The 15,885-nt window shown below is 72.5% G+C and carries 18 protein-coding genes; 6 read left to right on the top strand and 12 right to left on the bottom strand.

Annotation, left to right across the window (positions count from 1 at the left end):
- Nucleotides 1-37 precede the first annotated feature (37 nt).
- Nucleotides 38-871: an aldo/keto reductase gene (locus KBY19_RS07450; RefSeq protein ID WP_210965433.1), complete on the top strand. Its 834-nt coding sequence runs from the start codon at nucleotides 38-40 to the stop codon at nucleotides 869-871.
- 90 nt (nucleotides 872-961) lie between these two features.
- Nucleotides 962-1,567 carry a DUF4291 domain-containing protein gene (locus KBY19_RS07455; protein WP_099886847.1) on the top strand — a complete coding sequence of 202 codons (606 nt, stop codon included), beginning with the start codon at nucleotides 962-964 and terminating at the stop codon, nucleotides 1,565-1,567.
- Nucleotides 1,568-1,716: 149 nt separating this feature from the next.
- On the opposite strand, the gene KBY19_RS07460 is transcribed toward KBY19_RS07455, so the two are convergent.
- The 3 genes from KBY19_RS07460 to KBY19_RS07470 are packed head-to-tail and all read right to left on the bottom strand — an operon-like array spanning nucleotide 1,717 to nucleotide 4,067.
- Nucleotides 1,717-2,781 carry an MASE1 domain-containing protein gene (locus tag KBY19_RS07460; RefSeq protein WP_307842408.1) on the bottom strand — a complete coding sequence of 355 codons (1,065 nt, stop codon included), beginning with the start codon at nucleotides 2,779-2,781 and terminating at the stop codon, nucleotides 1,717-1,719.
- Nucleotides 2,782-2,788: 7 nt separating this feature from the next.
- Nucleotides 2,789-3,661, bottom strand: coding sequence for a PP2C family protein-serine/threonine phosphatase (locus KBY19_RS07465; protein ID WP_099884879.1), 873 nt, complete (start codon nucleotides 3,659-3,661; stop codon nucleotides 2,789-2,791).
- Between the two features lies 1 nt (nucleotide 3,662).
- Complete coding sequence (locus KBY19_RS07470) at nucleotides 3,663-4,067, bottom strand: hypothetical protein (RefSeq protein ID WP_185018331.1); 405 nt, start codon at nucleotides 4,065-4,067, stop codon at nucleotides 3,663-3,665.
- A 164-nt stretch (nucleotides 4,068-4,231) separates the two neighbouring features.
- Here KBY19_RS07470 and KBY19_RS07475 point away from each other — a divergent pair, with 164 nt between their 5' ends.
- Complete coding sequence (locus KBY19_RS07475) at nucleotides 4,232-5,203, top strand: DUF5954 family protein (RefSeq protein WP_210965434.1); 972 nt, start codon at nucleotides 4,232-4,234, stop codon at nucleotides 5,201-5,203.
- Between the two features lie 3 nt (nucleotides 5,204-5,206).
- On the opposite strand, the gene KBY19_RS07480 is transcribed toward KBY19_RS07475, so the two are convergent.
- From KBY19_RS07480 to KBY19_RS07505, 6 genes are all read right to left on the bottom strand, one after another.
- Nucleotides 5,207-6,652 (bottom strand): amino acid permease, encoded by a 1,446-nt coding sequence (locus tag KBY19_RS07480; RefSeq protein ID WP_210965435.1) that lies wholly within the window; start codon nucleotides 6,650-6,652, stop codon nucleotides 5,207-5,209.
- A gap of 190 nt (nucleotides 6,653-6,842) precedes the next feature.
- Nucleotides 6,843-7,853, bottom strand: coding sequence for an ornithine carbamoyltransferase (argF, locus tag KBY19_RS07485; RefSeq protein ID WP_210965436.1), 1,011 nt, complete (start codon nucleotides 7,851-7,853; stop codon nucleotides 6,843-6,845).
- Nucleotides 7,854-7,915: 62 nt separating this feature from the next.
- Nucleotides 7,916-9,175 carry an arginine deiminase gene (locus KBY19_RS07490; RefSeq protein ID WP_099884883.1) on the bottom strand — a complete coding sequence of 420 codons (1,260 nt, stop codon included), beginning with the start codon at nucleotides 9,173-9,175 and terminating at the stop codon, nucleotides 7,916-7,918.
- 153 nt (nucleotides 9,176-9,328) lie between these two features.
- Nucleotides 9,329-10,249 (bottom strand): homocysteine S-methyltransferase, encoded by a 921-nt coding sequence (mmuM, locus tag KBY19_RS07495; protein WP_099884884.1) that lies wholly within the window; start codon nucleotides 10,247-10,249, stop codon nucleotides 9,329-9,331.
- On the bottom strand, nucleotides 10,246-11,169 hold the full coding sequence (locus KBY19_RS07500; protein WP_099884885.1) for an LLM class F420-dependent oxidoreductase: 924 nt from the start codon (nucleotides 11,167-11,169) through the stop codon (nucleotides 10,246-10,248). The genes mmuM and KBY19_RS07500 overlap by 4 nt, the downstream gene beginning before the upstream one ends.
- A gap of 47 nt (nucleotides 11,170-11,216) precedes the next feature.
- On the bottom strand, nucleotides 11,217-11,867 hold the full coding sequence (locus KBY19_RS07505; protein ID WP_210955769.1) for a TetR/AcrR family transcriptional regulator: 651 nt from the start codon (nucleotides 11,865-11,867) through the stop codon (nucleotides 11,217-11,219).
- A gap of 85 nt (nucleotides 11,868-11,952) precedes the next feature.
- On the opposite strand from KBY19_RS07505, the gene KBY19_RS07510 reads away from it, so the two are divergent.
- Both KBY19_RS07510 and KBY19_RS07515 read left to right on the top strand, forming a co-directional pair.
- Nucleotides 11,953-12,357 (top strand): nuclear transport factor 2 family protein, encoded by a 405-nt coding sequence (locus tag KBY19_RS07510; protein ID WP_210965437.1) that lies wholly within the window; start codon nucleotides 11,953-11,955, stop codon nucleotides 12,355-12,357.
- On the top strand, nucleotides 12,354-12,581 hold the full coding sequence (locus KBY19_RS07515; protein ID WP_099884888.1) for a heavy-metal-associated domain-containing protein: 228 nt from the start codon (nucleotides 12,354-12,356) through the stop codon (nucleotides 12,579-12,581). Before KBY19_RS07510 ends, KBY19_RS07515 begins: the two co-directional genes overlap by 4 nt.
- Nucleotides 12,582-12,625: 44 nt before the next feature.
- Here the strand turns inward: KBY19_RS07515 and KBY19_RS07520 are convergent, their stop codons facing one another.
- From KBY19_RS07520 to KBY19_RS07530, 3 genes are all read right to left on the bottom strand, one after another.
- The gene (locus KBY19_RS07520) at nucleotides 12,626-13,081 is read right to left on the bottom strand and encodes a DUF6099 family protein (protein WP_185018336.1); all 456 of its coding nucleotides are present in this window, start codon (nucleotides 13,079-13,081) and stop codon (nucleotides 12,626-12,628) included.
- Nucleotides 13,082-13,184: 103 nt separating this feature from the next.
- Nucleotides 13,185-13,592 carry a nucleotide pyrophosphohydrolase gene (locus KBY19_RS07525; RefSeq protein WP_307842407.1) on the bottom strand — a complete coding sequence of 136 codons (408 nt, stop codon included), beginning with the start codon at nucleotides 13,590-13,592 and terminating at the stop codon, nucleotides 13,185-13,187.
- On the bottom strand, nucleotides 13,589-14,851 hold the full coding sequence (locus tag KBY19_RS07530; protein WP_247690708.1) for an AAA family ATPase: 1,263 nt from the start codon (nucleotides 14,849-14,851) through the stop codon (nucleotides 13,589-13,591). The genes KBY19_RS07525 and KBY19_RS07530 overlap by 4 nt, the downstream gene beginning before the upstream one ends.
- A 203-nt stretch (nucleotides 14,852-15,054) precedes the next feature.
- Here KBY19_RS07530 and KBY19_RS07535 point away from each other — a divergent pair, with 203 nt between their 5' ends.
- Complete coding sequence (locus tag KBY19_RS07535; protein ID WP_099884890.1) at nucleotides 15,055-15,882, top strand: enoyl-CoA hydratase family protein; 828 nt, start codon at nucleotides 15,055-15,057, stop codon at nucleotides 15,880-15,882.
- Nucleotides 15,883-15,885: the final 3 nt, after the last annotated feature.

Below are 15,885 nucleotides of genomic sequence, written 5' to 3' on the forward strand. Positions count from 1 at the left end.
AGGGGGAGCCGGCAAGTCGCCTTCGCAGGAAAGGACCGTGAACGTCGTGCGCACAGTGAACCTTCCCTCCGGTGCCCTCGTCCCGGCCCTCGGCCAGGGCACCTGGCACATGGGTGACGATCCCTCCCGGCGGGCCGAGGAGTTGGACGCGCTGCGCACCGGTATCGACCTGGGCATGACGCTCATCGACACGGCCGAGATGTACGGCAGCGGCGCCGCCGAGGAACTGGTCGGCGAGGCCGTCGAAGGCCGCAGGGACGAGGTGTTCCTCGTCAGCAAGGTGCTGCCCTCCAACGCCGACCGGCACGGCACCGTCGAAGCCTGCCGGGCGAGCCTGCGCCGACTGGGCACCGACCACATCGATCTGTATCTGCTGCACTGGCGGGGCGGTGTCCCGCTGGCGGAGACGGTCGAGGCGCTGGAAGGCCTGGTCCGAGCGGGCGACATCCGTCACTGGGGCGTGAGCAACCTGGACACCGACGACCTGGCCGACCTGCCCGAAGGCGCGGTGCCCGCCGCCGACCAGATCCTCTACAACCTCTCCCGGCGCGGCCCCGAGTTCGATCTGCTGCCCCGCTGCCGCGAGCTGTCGGTGCCCGTGATGGCCTACTCGCCCGTGGAGCAGGGAAGGCTGCTCGACCACCCCGCGCTGCGCTCGGTCGCCGACGCGCACGGCGCCACTCCCGCGCAGGTGGCGCTGGCCTGGGTGCTGCGGCACGACGACGTCGTCGCGATCCCGAAGGCGTCCACACGCGGCCACGTCGAGGAGAACCGGGCGGCGGCCGACCTGCGCCTCACCGACGAGGACCGTGCCACGCTGGACGAGGCGTTCCCGCCGCCCACCCGCAAGCGCCCGCTGGAGCTCCTCTGACGGCTCGTACGACGGTTGTGACGGCTCGTACGTGCCCGTGACGTTCTGGGCGCCGTAAATCGCTGGCAGGTGCGGCCGGCTGCGGCGACCCTGGACGCTGTGTCGGAAGAACCCAAGTACCGGATACGGGCTGCGCACACGGCGTCCACGGTCACCGTCTACCAGGCGTACGCGCCCCGGATCGGGCTGCCCGCGGTCCGCGAGGGGCGGTTCCCGGCGGAGTGGAAGCGCGACCGGATGACGTGGATCAAGCCGTCCTTCCTGTGGATGATGTACCGCTGCGGCTGGGCCACCAAGCAGGACCAGGAGACGGTCCTCGCCGTGGAGATCACCCGCGAGGGCTTCGAGTGGGCACTGCGCCACGCCTGCCTGTCGCACTACGACGCCGAACGGCACGCCGACCGCACCCAGTGGCAGCGGCAGCTGCGTCAGGCGCCGGCCCGGGTGCAGTGGGACCCCGAACGCGACCTGCAGTTGCGTCCGCTGCCGTACCGCTCCCTCCAGCTCGGTCTGGCGGGTGAGGCCGCGCGCCGGTACGCCGACGAGTGGACGGTCTCCCTCACCGACGTCACCCCACTCGCCCGCCGGGTGCACGCTGCCGTACGGGAAGGCGCGTTGGACACCGCTCGCGCCCTGCTGCCCGCCGAACCTCCCTATCCGGCAGGTCCGGACCTGATCGGCCATCTGGCCGGGTGACAAAGGGGGCGACAGCCGAGCTGACAGCGGACGGGTCGGTCGCCGACGAAGGGGTGGTCTCCGACGACGAGGCGGTCTCCGGCGACGGCGCGGCCGGGGCCGGACGGCGGTCGGCGGTCGGCGGTCGGCGCGGCCACGATGGGGGGACTCTAGCCCTGGCGTTGCCCCGTACGGCCGCCCGCGGGGAAGGAACGGGGGCCACGGCCCTGAGGGGCGAGGACCTCCACCATTTCGGCGAGGTCGTCGCAGGCGGCGGCGATCCTGCGGTGGGTGTTGTGCTTCTCGGCGGTGACGGCGGCCAGCAGCAGCGTGGTCAGTGCGGCGGAGCCGTTGAGGGCCTGGAGGGTGACCATGTCGGTGATGAGGTCCTGCCGGGCGAAGACCCCGGTCCGGTCGGTCGCGGCCCCGGTCGCGGCGACCGCGAGGATCGTCGTGCTCACCGCGCTGCCCACCAGCCGGAACCGCAGCGCGGCCCACACCAGCAGCGGGAAGACCAGGAACAGCAGGTCGATCGGTGCCCGGGTCACCACGACGGCGACCGCCACCGTCGCCGCGCCCAGTCCCACCGCCTCCGTCGCCTGCAGCCAGCTGCGCGGCCGCCCCAGCTTGGGCAGGGACAGCAGCAGCGGGGTGACGACCAGTACGCCCACCGCGTCGCCGGCCCACCAGGCCGACCAGACCGGCCAGAACTCCGACAGCCGGAGGTTGTCGCCCGCGACCAGCATCAGACAGCCCGCGGTCGCGCTCACCGCCATGCCGAGGAACGCTCCGAGGAAGACCAGGCTCACCCCGTCCCTGAGCCGGTCGACCTGCTCGCGGAAGCCCACGCGGCGCAGCAGGACACACGCCAGGAGCGGGCCGAGTGTGCTGCCCGCGACCGAACCCAGCGCCGTCCAGCTCAGCGGCCCCATGGTGAGGAGCACCAGCAGCGCACCGAGGGCCACCCCCGGCCATACCCGCAGGCCGAAGAAGAGCAGACCGGCGACGGCGATCCCGGTCGGCGGCCAGAACGGGGTGACGATCGCCCCCTCTACCGCGACCTTCCACAGCAGGCCGAGCCTGCCGCCCGCGTAGTAGCACAGGGCGAGGACGACGAGGCGCAGCAGGTACGCCGCGAACAGCCTCCCCCTGATGCCGCCCGGCCACCGCTGGGCGGCATCGAGTGCGGAGGAGGGTCCCGGTGTCCGGTTTGGCGTCGTCTCGCTGGGTGCCACCTGTTCATCAGACAACGCCCGGCGCCGCACCGGCCGTCTGACACGCCTCCGGCCCTTCATAGCTGAGCACCAGCACGGCGGCGTCATCGGTGTGCCCGGTCTGCTCCGCCACCTCCATGACGCGGTCCGCGAGCACCTCGGGGTCGTCGCGGACGCCGTCGTGCAGCACTTGTGCCACCCGCTGCAGGCCCTCCTCCAGGGGGAACCGGGGCCCCTCCACGACTCCGTCGGTCAGCAGCGCCAGAGCGCCGGGCCGGGTGAAGCGGTATTCGGTGACCATGTAGCCCTGGCCCGGCAGAACGGCCAGCGGCAGGCCGATCTCCTCCGGGGGATGGTCGATGACCCCGTACACTCCGTCGGCCCGCGCCCAGACCGCGCCCGTGTGTCCGGCACGCGCGGTGTGCACGCTCCAGGTGCGCGGGTCGAAGCGCAGGAAGATGCAGGTGGCGAAGAGCGGATTGTCCGTCGCGACGAGCAGCTCGTTGGCGGAGTGGAGGATCTCGCCCGGGTCGGTGGTGCCCATGGCGGCCACCGCGCGCAGCGCGATCCGCACCTGGCCCATGTAGGCGGCGGCCTCCACGTCGTGCCCCTGCACATCACCCACGGAGAAGCCGAGGGTCCCGTCGGACAGCAGGAAGCCGTCGTACCAGTCGCCTCCGATGTCCAGGCCGTTGCGTGCCGGCGCGTAGCGGGCCGCGACGCGCAGTCCCGGTGCGGTCGGCAGGGTGGAGGGGAGCATTCCGCGCTGCAGTGCCTCGGCCAGCTCGACCCGGGCGCGCTGGACCTCGACCTCCTCACGGACCCTGGCGGTGAGCCGCCCGAGCTGCGAGAGCAGATCGTCGGCGCTCGCCGGCCGCGCATGACGGCGCCGACCACCCATGTCATGAGCGTAGCGGCGGGCCGCCGTCACCGCCCGGCGAGCGCGTCCGGTCCGCGCACAGCGCCGCCACCGACAGCGCACCCCAGCCCACGGAGACGGCGACCGCTTTGGCGCGGGCGGCCCGGGGCAGCGTGGCGCCGAGCAGTACGGCGTCGCCCAGGTCCGCCGCGATCCGCAGCCAGGCGGCGGTGGTCAGCGCGGGGCCTTCGGGCGCCAGTACGAGAGCCAGCCCGCCTGCCGCGTCCCGCCAGGCCAGTGGACGCAGCGAGGTACGGGTGGCATCGGCGGTCCGCCCGGCCTCGTCCACCAGTCCGGAGGGCCTGGCCAGCAGCTGGGGACGGGCGGCGACGACGACTCCGTAGCAGGCCGTCACCGCGCCCACGGCCCGTAGCACTCCCACGCGCATCCGATCTCACCCGTCCTCTCGTCCCGCTCCGCGCCTGTTGCGCCAATTCGTCCCTTACCGCAGTGCCCTGGGCACCGGCACGCGAACCGCGGCACGGAGGGGCGCGGCGCGGGAGTATCACGAACTTGCCCCGTACGTACGGTAGTCATGCGCATACTTGCCGCATGCGGGGAGAGTGTGACGGGGCGGGTGACGCGGCGGACCGCGTACGGTCCTACCGGACGATCAGGGTGGCTCCTGCGGCGGAGCCGGTGGCCGCCATGGCGGACGAGGAGGCCTGGTCGGCGCGGCAACGCTATCCCGTGCTGCTGGGCTTCCGCCCGGTCTTCGGCCCGGCCAGGGAGCGCAGCGAGGAGGAGGGCGGCGGCTGGCAGCTGCTGTCGTACTTCGGCTCGCCCACCCCGCAGGGCGCCCGCGACGGGCTGGGCTCGCACCTCGGACGCCGCGCCCACGAGGCTGGGGAGGCGGGCGACAGAGAGACCGGCGCCGCCTGCCGGGCGGCTGCCGAACACCTCGACCGGGAAGCGCCCGACGAGCTGACCGTACTCGGTGAGCGCCACCGGATCGTACGCGCGCAGAACGTCGTCCGCTCCGGGCCCGAGGGCCCCGAACCGCCGCGTCCCTCCGACCCCGACCCGGTGGAGCCCGGCGCCACCGGCCGGCTGCCCGACCGCACCGAGGGGTTCGTCCTGGACGCGGCAGCCCCCACCGGCCCCTCCGAGGGAGTCCTCAAGGCGGAGTTGCTGGCCCTCGCCCACCGTGAGGGCGACGAGCCCCGGGTCCGCGAGGACGCGCGGCGGGCCGCCGTCACCCATCCGGGGGGCGTGCTGCTGCCGCCCGCCTTCCTCTTCGCCGAGGGGGAGGGCGGTGCCTGGCGTGCGGAGACCGGCGACAGCGGCACCCCGCAGGAGGCCCGCGACGCCCTCACCATGCGGCTGCGGGTGCTGACCCCCGCGACGCGGGGGCTGGACGAGGTGTCCCGTGCCCTCTACAAGGAGGCCGCCGACCGGCTCGACGCCGAGCGCGGCATCGAACTGTGCTTCGCGGAGCGCCGGCTGCGGCTCGTTCGCGTGGAACGGTTGGTCCGGATCGGCCCCGACGGCCCGGAGGGCCCGCGCCCCAGCGACGATGCGTAGGACCTACCGGACCGAAGAGGTGGCAGCCTCCGTCGGGCCGGCCTCCGCGTCGCGGGCCAGCCGCGAGCGCGGGCGCCCGTAGAGCGTGTACAGCAGTGCTCCGACCGCCAGGAAGACCGCGAACTGGACCCAGGTCACCAGCGGCAGTCCGCACATCAGATACAGGCTGAAGGCCACGCCCAGCAGTGGCGCCACCGGGTAGAGCGGCACCCGGAACCTGCGCTGCAGCCCGGGGTGGGAGCGGCGCAGGGCCGGTACGCAGATGTTCACCACGGCCATGACCGCCAGCGTGCCGATCACCGTCATGTCCAGCACCACGTCCAGCGGCACCACGGCGGCCGGGACGGCGAAGACGACCGCGACGATCCAGGTGTTGGCGACGGGGGTGGAGGTCTTCGGTGAGACCCGCTCGAACACCCGTGGCACCAGCCCGTCACGCGACATGGACAGCAGGATGCGGGTCTGCCCGTACATCACCGCCAGCACCACCGAGGCGATGGCCACGACGGCACCCAGCGCGATCACGGTCGAGCCGACGCCCGAGCCGGTGGCGCGGTCGACGATCAGCGAGAGGGCGGCGGGCTTGCCGCCGACCTGCTCCCAGGGCATGGCGCCGATCGCGGCGACCGACACCAGGCAGTAGAGCAGCGCGACGCAGCCGATGGTCACCAGGATGGCCAGCGGAATGTTCTTGCGCGGGTTCTTGACCTCCTCACCGGCGGTGGAGATCGCGTCGAAGCCGATGAAGGAGAAGAAGGCCAGCGAGGCACCGGCCCCGATGCCGCCGATGCCCGCGGGGGCGAAGGGTGTCAGGTTTCCGGCGTCGTAGGCGGTCAGCGCGATGGCGCAGAAGAGCACCAGGATGCCGACCTTGATCACCGCCATCACGGCCGTGGCGCGTGCGCTCTCCCGCACACCGCGCACCAGCAGTACCGCGGCGAGCAGCATCACCACGACGGCGGGCACGTTGACGACCCCGCCGTGTCCGGGCGCCTGGGCGAGGGCGGCGGGGATACGCCAGCCGACGGTGTTGTCCAGCAGTTCGTTGAGGTACTGCCCCCATCCGATGGCGACCGCGGAGACGGAGACCCCGTACTCCAGCAGCAGGCACCAGCCCACCAGAAACGCCGCGCGCTCTCCGAGGGAGGCGTACGTGTAGGAGTAGGAGCTGCCCGAGACCGGGATGGCGCCGCCCAGCTCCGCGAACGAGAAGGCGGTGAAGACGCAGGTCAGCGCGGCCAGGATGAAGGAGATGAGGACGGCGGGCCCGGCTTCGGCCACGGTGTCGGACAGGCCGACGAAGATACCGGTGCCGACGATCGCGCCGATGCCGAAGCACACGAGCTGGAACGGGCCGAGGGTGCGCTTGAGGCCGTGTCCCTCCAGATCGGCGCCGGATTCGGCGACCAGCAGATCGGGGGATTTCAGACGCAGGCCGGTGCGGGGCATGGGACTTCCAGGGCGGTGCTGGGGTGTGCACAGGGGTGGCGTGCACACGCGGACGTGCACGGGGACACAGGGAAGGGCCCGGGCGGTGGCCCGGACCCTTCGAGGTTGCGTCCATCGTAACGGCGGATTCTGCATGATCCCGCGCTCCTCCGTATGACTATGCACACACGGTGGGGCGGGCGGCGCGGCCTCAGCCCAGTGTCGCCACCATGACGGCCTTGATCGTGTGCAGCCGGTTCTCGGCCTGGTCGAAGACGGCCGAGTACTCCGACTCGAACACCTCGTCGGTGACCTCCAGGGAGGTCAGCCCGTGGCGCTCGTGGATCTCCCGGGCCACGGACGTGCCCAGGTCGTGGAAGGCGGGCAGGCAGTGCAGAAAGCGCACCTGCGGGTTCCCGGTCGCCCGCAGCACGTCCATGGTCACCGCGTACGGCCGCAGCAGCGCGATCCGCTCGTCCCAGACCTCCTTGGGCTCGCCCATCGAGACCCATACGTCCGTGGTGAGGAAGTCCGCGCCGTGCACGCCCTCCGCCACGTCCTCGGTCAGGGTGAGCCGCGCACCGGTGCGCTCGGCCAGCTCCCGTGCCCGCGCCGTCACCGACTCCTCGGGCCACAGCGAGCGCGGCGCCACGATACGCACGTCCATCCCCAGCAGTGCGCCGGTGACCAGGTAGGAGTTGCCCATGTTGTTGCGCGCGTCGCCCAGGTAGGCGTACGCGAACTCGGACGGAGCCCGCCCCGGTGCCCCCGGTGCGTGCTCGGTCATGGTGAGTACGTCGGCGAGCATCTGGGTGGGGTGCCACTCGTCGGTCAGCCCGTTGTAGACGGGCACCCCGGCGTGTGCGGCCAGCTCCTCGACGACCTCCTGTCCGCTGCCGCGGTACTGGATCCCGTCGAACATCCGGCCCAACACCCGCGCGGTGTCCTTCACGGACTCCTTCGCGCCCAGGTGCGAGCCGGTGGGGTCGAGATAGGTGGTGCGCGCTCCCTGGTCGGCGGCGGCGACCTCGAACGCGCAGCGCGTGCGGGTGGAGGCCTTCTCGAAGATCAGCGCGATATGGCGCCCCGGCAGCCGTGGGCGCTCGGCACCCGCCCGCTTCTCGGCCTTCAACACGGCCGCGAGCGAGACCAGGCCGTGGAACTCCTCCGGTGTGAAGTCCAGCTCTTTGAGGAAGTGGCGGCCTGTGAGGTCTGCTGCCATGAGGGCTCCTAGCTGCACGCGCTGACGATTGCGGCCGCAATTGTATACGGTCTCCGGAATTCCTATACGACCGGGTCGCGCTCCACCGGGCAGCTCATACAGCGCGGCCCACCACGTCCCCGCCCCAGCTCGCCACCGGGGATCTCCACCACCTCGACACCCTGCCGCCGCAGATGGGTGTTGGTCGTCACGTTCCGGTCGTACGCCAGCACCACACCGGGCTCGACGGCCAGCACGTTGCACCCGTCGTCCCACTGCTCCCGCTCCGCCGAGCGCACGTCCTGCGTCGGCGTCAGCACCCGGATCCGGTCCAGCCCCAGCGCGGCGGCGATGGCGCGGTGCATGTGCGCGGGCGCATGGTCGGAGACCTTCAGCTCGGACAGGCCCGAGCCCGGCTCGATCGTGTACGAGCGGAGCATGCCCAGGCCCTCGTACTGGGTGAAGGTCTCCCCGTCGACCATCGTCAGCACCGTGTCCAGATGCATGAAGGCGCGGCGCTTGGGCATGTCGAGTGCCACGATCGAGCGCGCCGAGCCCTGCGCGAACAGCCCGTGGGCCAGCGTCTCGACAGCCTGCGGGGTGGTCCGCTCACTCATCCCGACCAGCACGGCGCCGTTGCCCAGCACCAGTACGTCGCCGCCCTCGATGGTGGCGGGGTACGCCGACTGGCCGCCCGCCCAGGTGTGGAAGCCCCCGCCCTCCCCGGAGGTGGTCCCGCCCTCCCCGGACGCGGTGAAGAGCGGATGGTGCCGGTAGACGGCTTCGAAGTGGACGGTCTCGCGCTGCCGCGCCGGCCACCGCATCGCGTTGATGCACACCCCGTCGTAGACCCAGGCGGAGGTGTCGCGGGTGAAGATGTGGTTCGGCAGCGGGGCGAGCAGGAAGTCGTCCGGATCCATCACATGGAAGCGCACGGAGGCCGGTTCGGCGCAGCGCTCCAGGTACTCCCGCTTGGTCATGCCCCCGATCAGCGCCTCGGCCAGCTGAGCCGTCGGCAGCCGGTCGAAGGAGTCCCGCAGATGGTCGGTGGCCAGCAGGCCGTACTCCTTCTCGTCGAAGACCCGGTCCAGGACGAGGGACCGGGCCGCGGGTACATCGAGCACCTCAGCGAGCAGTCGGCCGAACAGGTGCACCTCGACGCCGAGTTCGCGCAGGGTGTCGGCGAACGCGTCATGTTCTTCGAGGGCCCGGCGCACCCACAGCACATCGTCGAAGAGGAGGTCGTCCTTGTTGGTCGGGGTGAGCCTCTTCAGTTCGAGCCCCGGCCGGTGCACGATGACGCGGCGCAGCCGCCCGGTCTCGGAGTCGACATGGAATCCCATGCGGCAATCCTCGCGGAGCGTCAGCCGCTTTGCGAGGACGCCTGTGATTCACGGGGTTTGCGGGGAGGGGGTGCCCCTGGAGGTTATTCCCGGTCTGCGGGTCGGTTTGTGGCTTGGGGGAGCGGTTCCCCGCGCCCCTGAGGGGCGCTGTATTCAGCTGGCTTGCCGCAACTTGTCTCCCAGCGCGGTGATGTCGTCGGGGCCCACCCGGCAGCAGCCGCCGATCAGCCGTGCGCCGTGCGCCACCCACTCGGCGGCGAGCGCCGCGTCGAACGATGCCGCACCTGTCCAGGCCGCGCGCCCGGCGTCCCAGCCCTCGCCGCTGTTCGGGTAGGCGACCAGCGGCACACCCGGGCATGCCGCAGCGGCCGCCTCCAGCGCCCCGCCGACCTCGTCGGCCGCACAGCAGTTGACCCCGACCGCGAGCACCTGCGGATTGCCGGCCGCCACGGCGAAGGCCTCAGCCGGCGCCTGACCGGCACGGGTCCGGCCGTCCGCCACCGTGTAGCTCAGCCACACCGGCACCCCGCAGCCGTCCGCTGCCCGCAGCAGTGCCTCGGCCTCCACCACGTCCGGCACCGTCTCCAGCGCGAGCACATCCGGCTCCGCCGCCACCAGCGCCTCGATACGCGGCCGGTGGAAGGCGGTCAGCTCCTCGACGCTCAGCCCGTACCGGCCGCGGTACTCGCTGCCGTCGGCGAGCACGGCACCGTAGGGGCCGACCGACCCCGCCACCCACACGGGTTCGCCGGTCGCGCCGGCGGCCGCCGTACGGGCGAGCTCGACGCTGCGCCCGAACAGCGCCCCGGCCTCCCGCACCCCGATCCCGCGCCGCCCGAAGCCCTCGAAGGACGCCTGGTAGCCGGCGGTGATCAGCACCCGGGCGCCGGCGCGCACATAGGCGACGTGTGCGGCCTCGATCTCCTGTGGTGCCTCGGCCAGCAGCCGGGCGGACCACAGCTCGTCGGACAGATCGTTGCCCTGCGCCTCCAACTGGTTGGAGAGGCCGCCGTCCAGCAGGACGGCGCCCGCGGCGAGGGCGTGGGCGAGCGGGGGCGCGGCGTCGGGGGTCACGACAGCTTGGCCTGCACCTGGTCGGCGATCAGCGCCAGATGGTCCAGATCGCTCAGGTCGAGGATCTGCAGATAGATCCGGGAGCTGCCCAGCTCGGCGTAGCGGCCGATCTTGTCGATGACCTCCTCGGGAGTGCCCGCCAGGCCGTTCTCCTTCAGCTCGGCCACCTCCCGTCCGATGGCCGCGGCGCGGCGGGCCACCTCGGCGTCGTCCTTGCCGACGCAGGCGACCAGGGCGTTGGAGTAGACCAGCTCGGAAGCGGCACGGCCGCGCTCCTCGGCGGCGGCCCGTACCCGGTCGAACTGCCGCTCACTGTCGGCCAGCGAGCCGAACGGCACGTTGAACTCGTCCGCGTACCGGGCCGCCAAGCGCGGTGTGCGCTTGGCACCGAAGCCGCCGACCAGGACCGGGATCCGCTCCTGGTACGGCTTGGGCAGCGCGGGGCAGTCCTTGAGCTGGTAGTAGGTGCCCTCGTAGTCGAACTTCTCGCCGGTGGGGGTCTGCCACAGCCCGGTGATGATCTCCAGCTGCTCCTCCAGCCGGCCGAACTTCTCCTTGGGGAAGGGGATGCCGTAGGCGGTGTGCTCCGCCTCGTACCATCCGGAGCCCAGCCCGAAGTCGACCCGGCCGCCGGACATGGCGTCCACCTGTGCGACCTGGATCGCCAGCGTCCCCGGCAGCCGGAAGGTGCCCGCGGTCATCAGCGTGCCCAGCCGGATACGGCTCGTCTCGCGGGCGAGCCCGGCCAGGGTGATCCAGGCGTCGGTGGGACCGGGGAGGCCGTCGGAGTCACCCATGGCCAGATAGTGGTCGGAGCGGTAGAAGGCGTCGAAGCCGAGGTCCTCGGTGGCCTTCGCGACCTTGAGCAGGGTGTCGTAGTCCGCCCCTTGCTGGGGCTCGGTGAAGATTCGCAGTCGCATGTCCCCATCCTGCCTGGCCGCCGTCCCCGCTTCGCCAGGTGCCCTCCTCAGCCGGTGTGCCCCTCGCCGGGGTCGGCGCGGGTGCCCTCGGCACCGGCCGCCCGGTCCGCCCCCAGCAGACGGAGCAGGCTGGTGCGGAGTGTGTCCCTGGCCTCCTGCCAGGTCAGTCGTCCGGCTTCGGCTTCTGCGTCGGCGGCGTGAGCGAGGGCGATGGTGGCGGTCACGAGCCAGCCCGCCGGGAGCCGGTCGTCGAACTCGCCCATCGCCTGACCACGCCGCACGACGCGCTCCAGCAGTTCGGCGACCGGTATGTGGCGCTCGGCGTCCTGCTGCGCGCCGGCGGGCAGGGTGCTGAGCATCCGGGTGAGGGCCGGATACTCCCGGGCGGCCCGCTCGGCGGCGTCGAGCAGCCGCAGCAGCGCGTCCGCCGCCGGTCCGGAGTCCGGGTCGGCGGCGGCCATGGCGGCGACGGTCTGCTCGGTGAGCCGGTCGAGTGCGGCCGCCAGCAGCTGCTCGCGGGCGGGGAAGTGGGCGTAGACGGTCTGCCGGGTCACGCCTGCCGCGGTGGCGATGGCTTCCACGCTGGCGTCGGGCCGCTCGTTCAGCAGCCGGATCGCGGCCTGGAGGATCGACGCCCTGCTGCGGCGGGCGTCGGCGCGGCGGTTCCGGGCGCGGTTCGGATCGGGCGGGGGAGTCATCTCTTACATCTTGTCAAAACTACCGTGAGGCTCCTACCTTGCAACTCATACAGCGTGTAAGACTTGCAGAAGGAGCCGAGGCCGTATGGACCCGTTCGAGGCAACCGACCCCCACCGCTTCATCGCCGACTTCCTCACGGGGTTCCACGGCGAACTGGTGGGCAGCGACGAGGACGCCGGAGTGATCGTCGACCGCTACCACACCCCGGACGTCGTGCAGATCACCGACGGTCACCGGATGGACCGTCAGAAGCTGATCGCCCACACCCGTCCCACGCGCAAGCAGCGTCCCGAGTTGCGGGTGTCGGTCCATGAGGCGCTGGCGGCCGAGGACCGGCTCGCCGCCCGCTACACGATGCACGTACGGGCTCCCAAGCGGGAACTCGCCATCGAGGTCTGCTTCTTCGGCCGGTTCGCGCCCGACGGGCGGCTGCGGCAGGCCCGGATGCTGACCCGTACCGTCCCGTCCGGGACGGAGGCCGCGGCATGAGTGCTCCGGTCGTCCGCACCTATCCGGTCCTCGGTATGGCCTGCGGCCACTGCGCGGATGCCGTCACCGAGGAGTTGACCCGCATCCCCGGTGTCACCGGGGTGTCGGTCGACGTCGAGAACGACACCGTCACCGTCACCGGCACCACCGCCGTGAGTGTCGCGGAGGTCGGCCGGGCGGTGGAGGAGGCGGGTTACGAACTCGGCGCGCGGCCCGACGCGTAGCCGCCCGCCGCGGCGGGCTCCCCGGGCCCGCCGACGCCGGGCGCTCAGGCCAGGCTGCCGCGCTCGCGCATGGAGAGGGTGCGCAGGATCGAGGCGATCCTGTCACCCGACTCGTCCGCCGCGTCGATGGCCTCCATGCACTGCCAGTACAGCGTCTCGTCCTCCGCGGTGACCGCGACACCCACCAGGGCGACCCCCGCCTCGCCCAGCAGCGCGCCCAGGTCGTCCAGCGTGCGCCGGGGGTCCTCGATCACCGAGAGCCGCGCGGCTCGTACGGCGCTCGCGCGCAGCGCCTGGTTCCTGGAGCCGTTGGCTCTGCCGCCCACCTCGCTCAGTCCCAGTGCCTCCGACCGCGCTGCCGGAGGGCCGCTGATCGCGAGATGGCTGCCGACCGCCGCCGCCAGCGCCTGGGCCTGCCAGGCCTCGGCAAGGATGTCGGACACGTCCGCGCTGAGCGCGAGGGCCTGGCGCGTGGCGGCGATGAGCCGGACTGCATCCATCTGCCTACCCCTCACTGGTCGTTACCCAGCGTGACTGCAAATGGCCAGCTCCGCCAGGAGGTTTCGGAATTCCGTGGATAAAAGGCTCGTGTGAATAACTTCGTCACTCCATAGAGTGACCGTTTCCGGGCTTCGGGAAACGCGATTCGTTCCTCTCGATCTTTGCTTCCAGTGCCACGAGGGGGTCGACGCCCACCACTTGGCAGAACTGGAGGAGGTACGCGAGGACATCGGCGACCTCGTCCTCCACCCGTGCCGCCGCCTCCGGGTCCGCCATCACCCGGGCCGACTGCTCGGGCGTCAGCCACTGGAAGATCTCCACCAGTTCGCCCGCCTCCACGCTCAGCGCCGCGGACAGGTTCTTGGGGGTGTGGTACTGCCCCCAGTCCCGTGCCGCCGCGAACCGGGCGAGGCGCCGCTGGAGTCCCGCGACCGTGCGGGGGGTCTCGGCCTGGCCGTTGCGCCGGGCGTCCCGGTCGGCCGCCTGTGTGTCGTCGTGCTGTTCGTTCACCTCCCAAGGTCTACCAGGGTCACGTCCGCCGTCCGCGCGGCCTCCTGTGCCAGCGGTCCCTGGTCCGGGCCGGTCGCCAGCAGCCGCACATGGCCGCGTCGGGCCATCCGGCGCGCCAGCGCCAGCAGTTCGGCCGTCTGCCGCCCGTCCAGTCCCCGGTCCAGTCCGTCCGCCAGCACCGTGAGCGCCTGCCGCGCCGCCGGTACCTCGTGCACCGTCTCCACCGACAGCACACCGGGACCCGTCAGCAGGACCAGCGCCAGCGCCACGAACCGCAACTCGCCCTCGCCCAGCCACTCCAGCGGGGTGGCCGGTCCGCCGCCGCCGTGCTCCAGTACGCCGCGCACCAGTCCGCTGCCGGTCCGCCCGGCCGGCTCCGCGAACAGCTCCGTCACCGCCCCCGCGCACCCCTCCCGCACCGCGGACAGCAGCGCCGCATGCCGGGTGGCGCACTCCGCACGCGTACGGCGCAGCACATCGGCGAGGTTTCCGCAGTCGCCGCGCAGCCTGCCGTCCCCCGCGGCGACGGGTCCCCGCATCCGGGCGGGCACCGGGTCGCAGGCGAAGACCGATCGCAGGGCCACGACCACCTGCTCGACGGCCTCCAGCAGTGCCCGCTCGTCCGCCGTCGTCCCCGCCATCCGCAACGGCAGCAGCGGCAGCGTCAGCCGGTCGTCCGGGAACGGCGTCCGCAGCGTCCGGGTCGCGCCCGCCACCCGGCAGGTGGCCGACACGGCACGCCGCGCGGGGTCCCGCAGCGCCGTGGCCAGCAGCGTCTCACCGGTGGCGCGGGACAAGCGCTCGCCCACGACCCGCAGTTCGGGCTCGGCCTGCACGGCGACGTCGAAGCGCAGCGGCCCGGCCGGGCCCGCCACGGCGCAGCCGAGCCGGAATCCGCGCCGCCCCTGGCGGTCGGGCCGGGCGTCCCGCGGTACGTACGGAGAGGGGTCACCGGGCGGCGCCACCCGTGCCCCGAACACTTCCTCCAGCGCGCCGCCCTGCCCGAGCCGCGCCAGCGCCTCGTAGGCCTCCAGGACGGTCGATTTGCCGCATCCGCTCGGACCGGTCACCACTGTGACGGGACCGAGCGGGACGGTGCGGGCGCGCAGTGTGCGGAAGGCGGACAGGCGCAGCGCGCTGACGGTCGGCGTCCGGACGGCCTGCCCGGGGTCGTCGAGAGTTGCCGCTCCACCGGCGTGCTGTGGCGCTCCCATGTCGGCGACCGTACGCACGTCCCGCCAGGCGAACCGTTCCCGCATCTGCGGGCTCCCTCGATCGGATGACGAGTCGACTGTCGCGCCGCCCGCCGTCCGCCGTCCGCCGCCCGCCGATTGTCGAACGCGCCCGCTGTATCGCGCACTCGTGACGACAGTCATGAAGCAGTGATACGTTCAGCGGGTGGCGGCCCGCGCGACCGGGCGGGCGGTCTGCGGTTTGCCGACCGAGCGACGGAGGCTGCGGAATGAGCCCGTTCACCGGATCAGCGCAGCGCACCGCCCAGTGGCGGCATCTGCGGGTCGACGAGGAGGACGGGGTCACCACCGTCACGCTCGCACGGCCCGCGAAGCTCAACGCACTGACCTTCGAGGCGTACGCCGATCTGCGCGACCTGCTCGCCGAGTTGTCCCACCGCCACCGCACCCGCGCCCTGGTGCTGGCGGGGGAGGGGCGCGGCTTTTGTTCGGGCGGGGACGTGGACGAGATCATCGGCGCCACCCTCGGGATGGACACCGCCCGGCTGCTGGACTTCAACAGGATGACCGGGCAGGTCGTACGGGCCCTCAGAGAGGCGCCGTTCCCCGTGGTGGCCGCCGTGCACGGGGTGGCGGCGGGCGCCGGCGCGGTGCTGGCCCTCGCAGCGGACTTCCGGGTGGCCGACCCCACGGCGCGGTTCGCCTTCCTGTTCACCAAGGTGGGCCTGTCCGGCGGCGACATGGGCGCCGCCTATCTGCTGCCCCGCGTCGTCGGGCTGGGGCACGCCACCCGCATCCTGATGCTGGGGGAGCCGGTGCGTGCCGCGGAGGCCGAACGGATCGGGCTGCTGAGCCAGTTGGTGGAGGAGGGGGATACGGCGCGGGCCGCGCACGGCCTCGCCCGCCGGCTCGCGGACGGTCCCGCGCTCGCCCACGCGCAGACCAAGGCGCTGCTCACGGCCGAACTGGACCTCCCGCTGTCCGGTGCGGTCGAACTCGACGCGGCCACCCAGGCGTTGCTGATGCACGGCGAGGACTACAAGGAGTTCCACGCCGCCTTCACCGAGAAGCGGCCGCCCGACTGGCAGGGCCGGTGAGGC

The sequence above is a fragment of the Streptomyces sp. B15 genome, from assembly GCF_018070605.1.
Classification (GTDB): Bacteria; Actinomycetota; Actinomycetes; order Streptomycetales; family Streptomycetaceae; genus Streptomyces; species Streptomyces smyrnaeus.

Excerpts from the sequence above, each read along its gene's own strand:
- KBY19_RS07465 (WP_099884879.1), bottom strand. The coding sequence starts at position 3,661 with ATGGGTGGTCGGCGCCGTCATGCGCGGCCGGCGAGCGCCGACGATCTG.
- KBY19_RS07470 (WP_185018331.1), bottom strand. The coding sequence starts at position 4,067 with ATGCGCGTGGGAGTGCTACGGGCCGTGGGCGCGGTGACGGCCTGCTAC.
- KBY19_RS07475 (WP_210965434.1), top strand. The coding sequence starts at position 4,232 with ATGCGGGGAGAGTGTGACGGGGCGGGTGACGCGGCGGACCGCGTACGG.
- KBY19_RS07480 (WP_210965435.1), bottom strand. The coding sequence starts at position 6,652 with ATGCCCCGCACCGGCCTGCGTCTGAAATCCCCCGATCTGCTGGTCGCC.
- argF (WP_210965436.1), bottom strand. The coding sequence starts at position 7,853 with ATGGCAGCAGACCTCACAGGCCGCCACTTCCTCAAAGAGCTGGACTTC.
- KBY19_RS07490 (WP_099884883.1), bottom strand. The coding sequence starts at position 9,175 with ATGGGATTCCATGTCGACTCCGAGACCGGGCGGCTGCGCCGCGTCATC.
- KBY19_RS07500 (WP_099884885.1), bottom strand. The coding sequence starts at position 11,169 with ATGCGACTGCGAATCTTCACCGAGCCCCAGCAAGGGGCGGACTACGAC.
- KBY19_RS07505 (WP_210955769.1), bottom strand. The coding sequence starts at position 11,867 with ATGACTCCCCCGCCCGATCCGAACCGCGCCCGGAACCGCCGCGCCGAC.
- KBY19_RS07510 (WP_210965437.1), top strand. The coding sequence starts at position 11,953 with ATGGACCCGTTCGAGGCAACCGACCCCCACCGCTTCATCGCCGACTTC.
- KBY19_RS07515 (WP_099884888.1), top strand. The coding sequence starts at position 12,354 with ATGAGTGCTCCGGTCGTCCGCACCTATCCGGTCCTCGGTATGGCCTGC.
- KBY19_RS07520 (WP_185018336.1), bottom strand. The coding sequence starts at position 13,081 with ATGGATGCAGTCCGGCTCATCGCCGCCACGCGCCAGGCCCTCGCGCTC.
- KBY19_RS07530 (WP_247690708.1), bottom strand. The coding sequence starts at position 14,851 with ATGCGGGAACGGTTCGCCTGGCGGGACGTGCGTACGGTCGCCGACATG.
- KBY19_RS07535 (WP_099884890.1), top strand. The coding sequence starts at position 15,055 with ATGAGCCCGTTCACCGGATCAGCGCAGCGCACCGCCCAGTGGCGGCAT.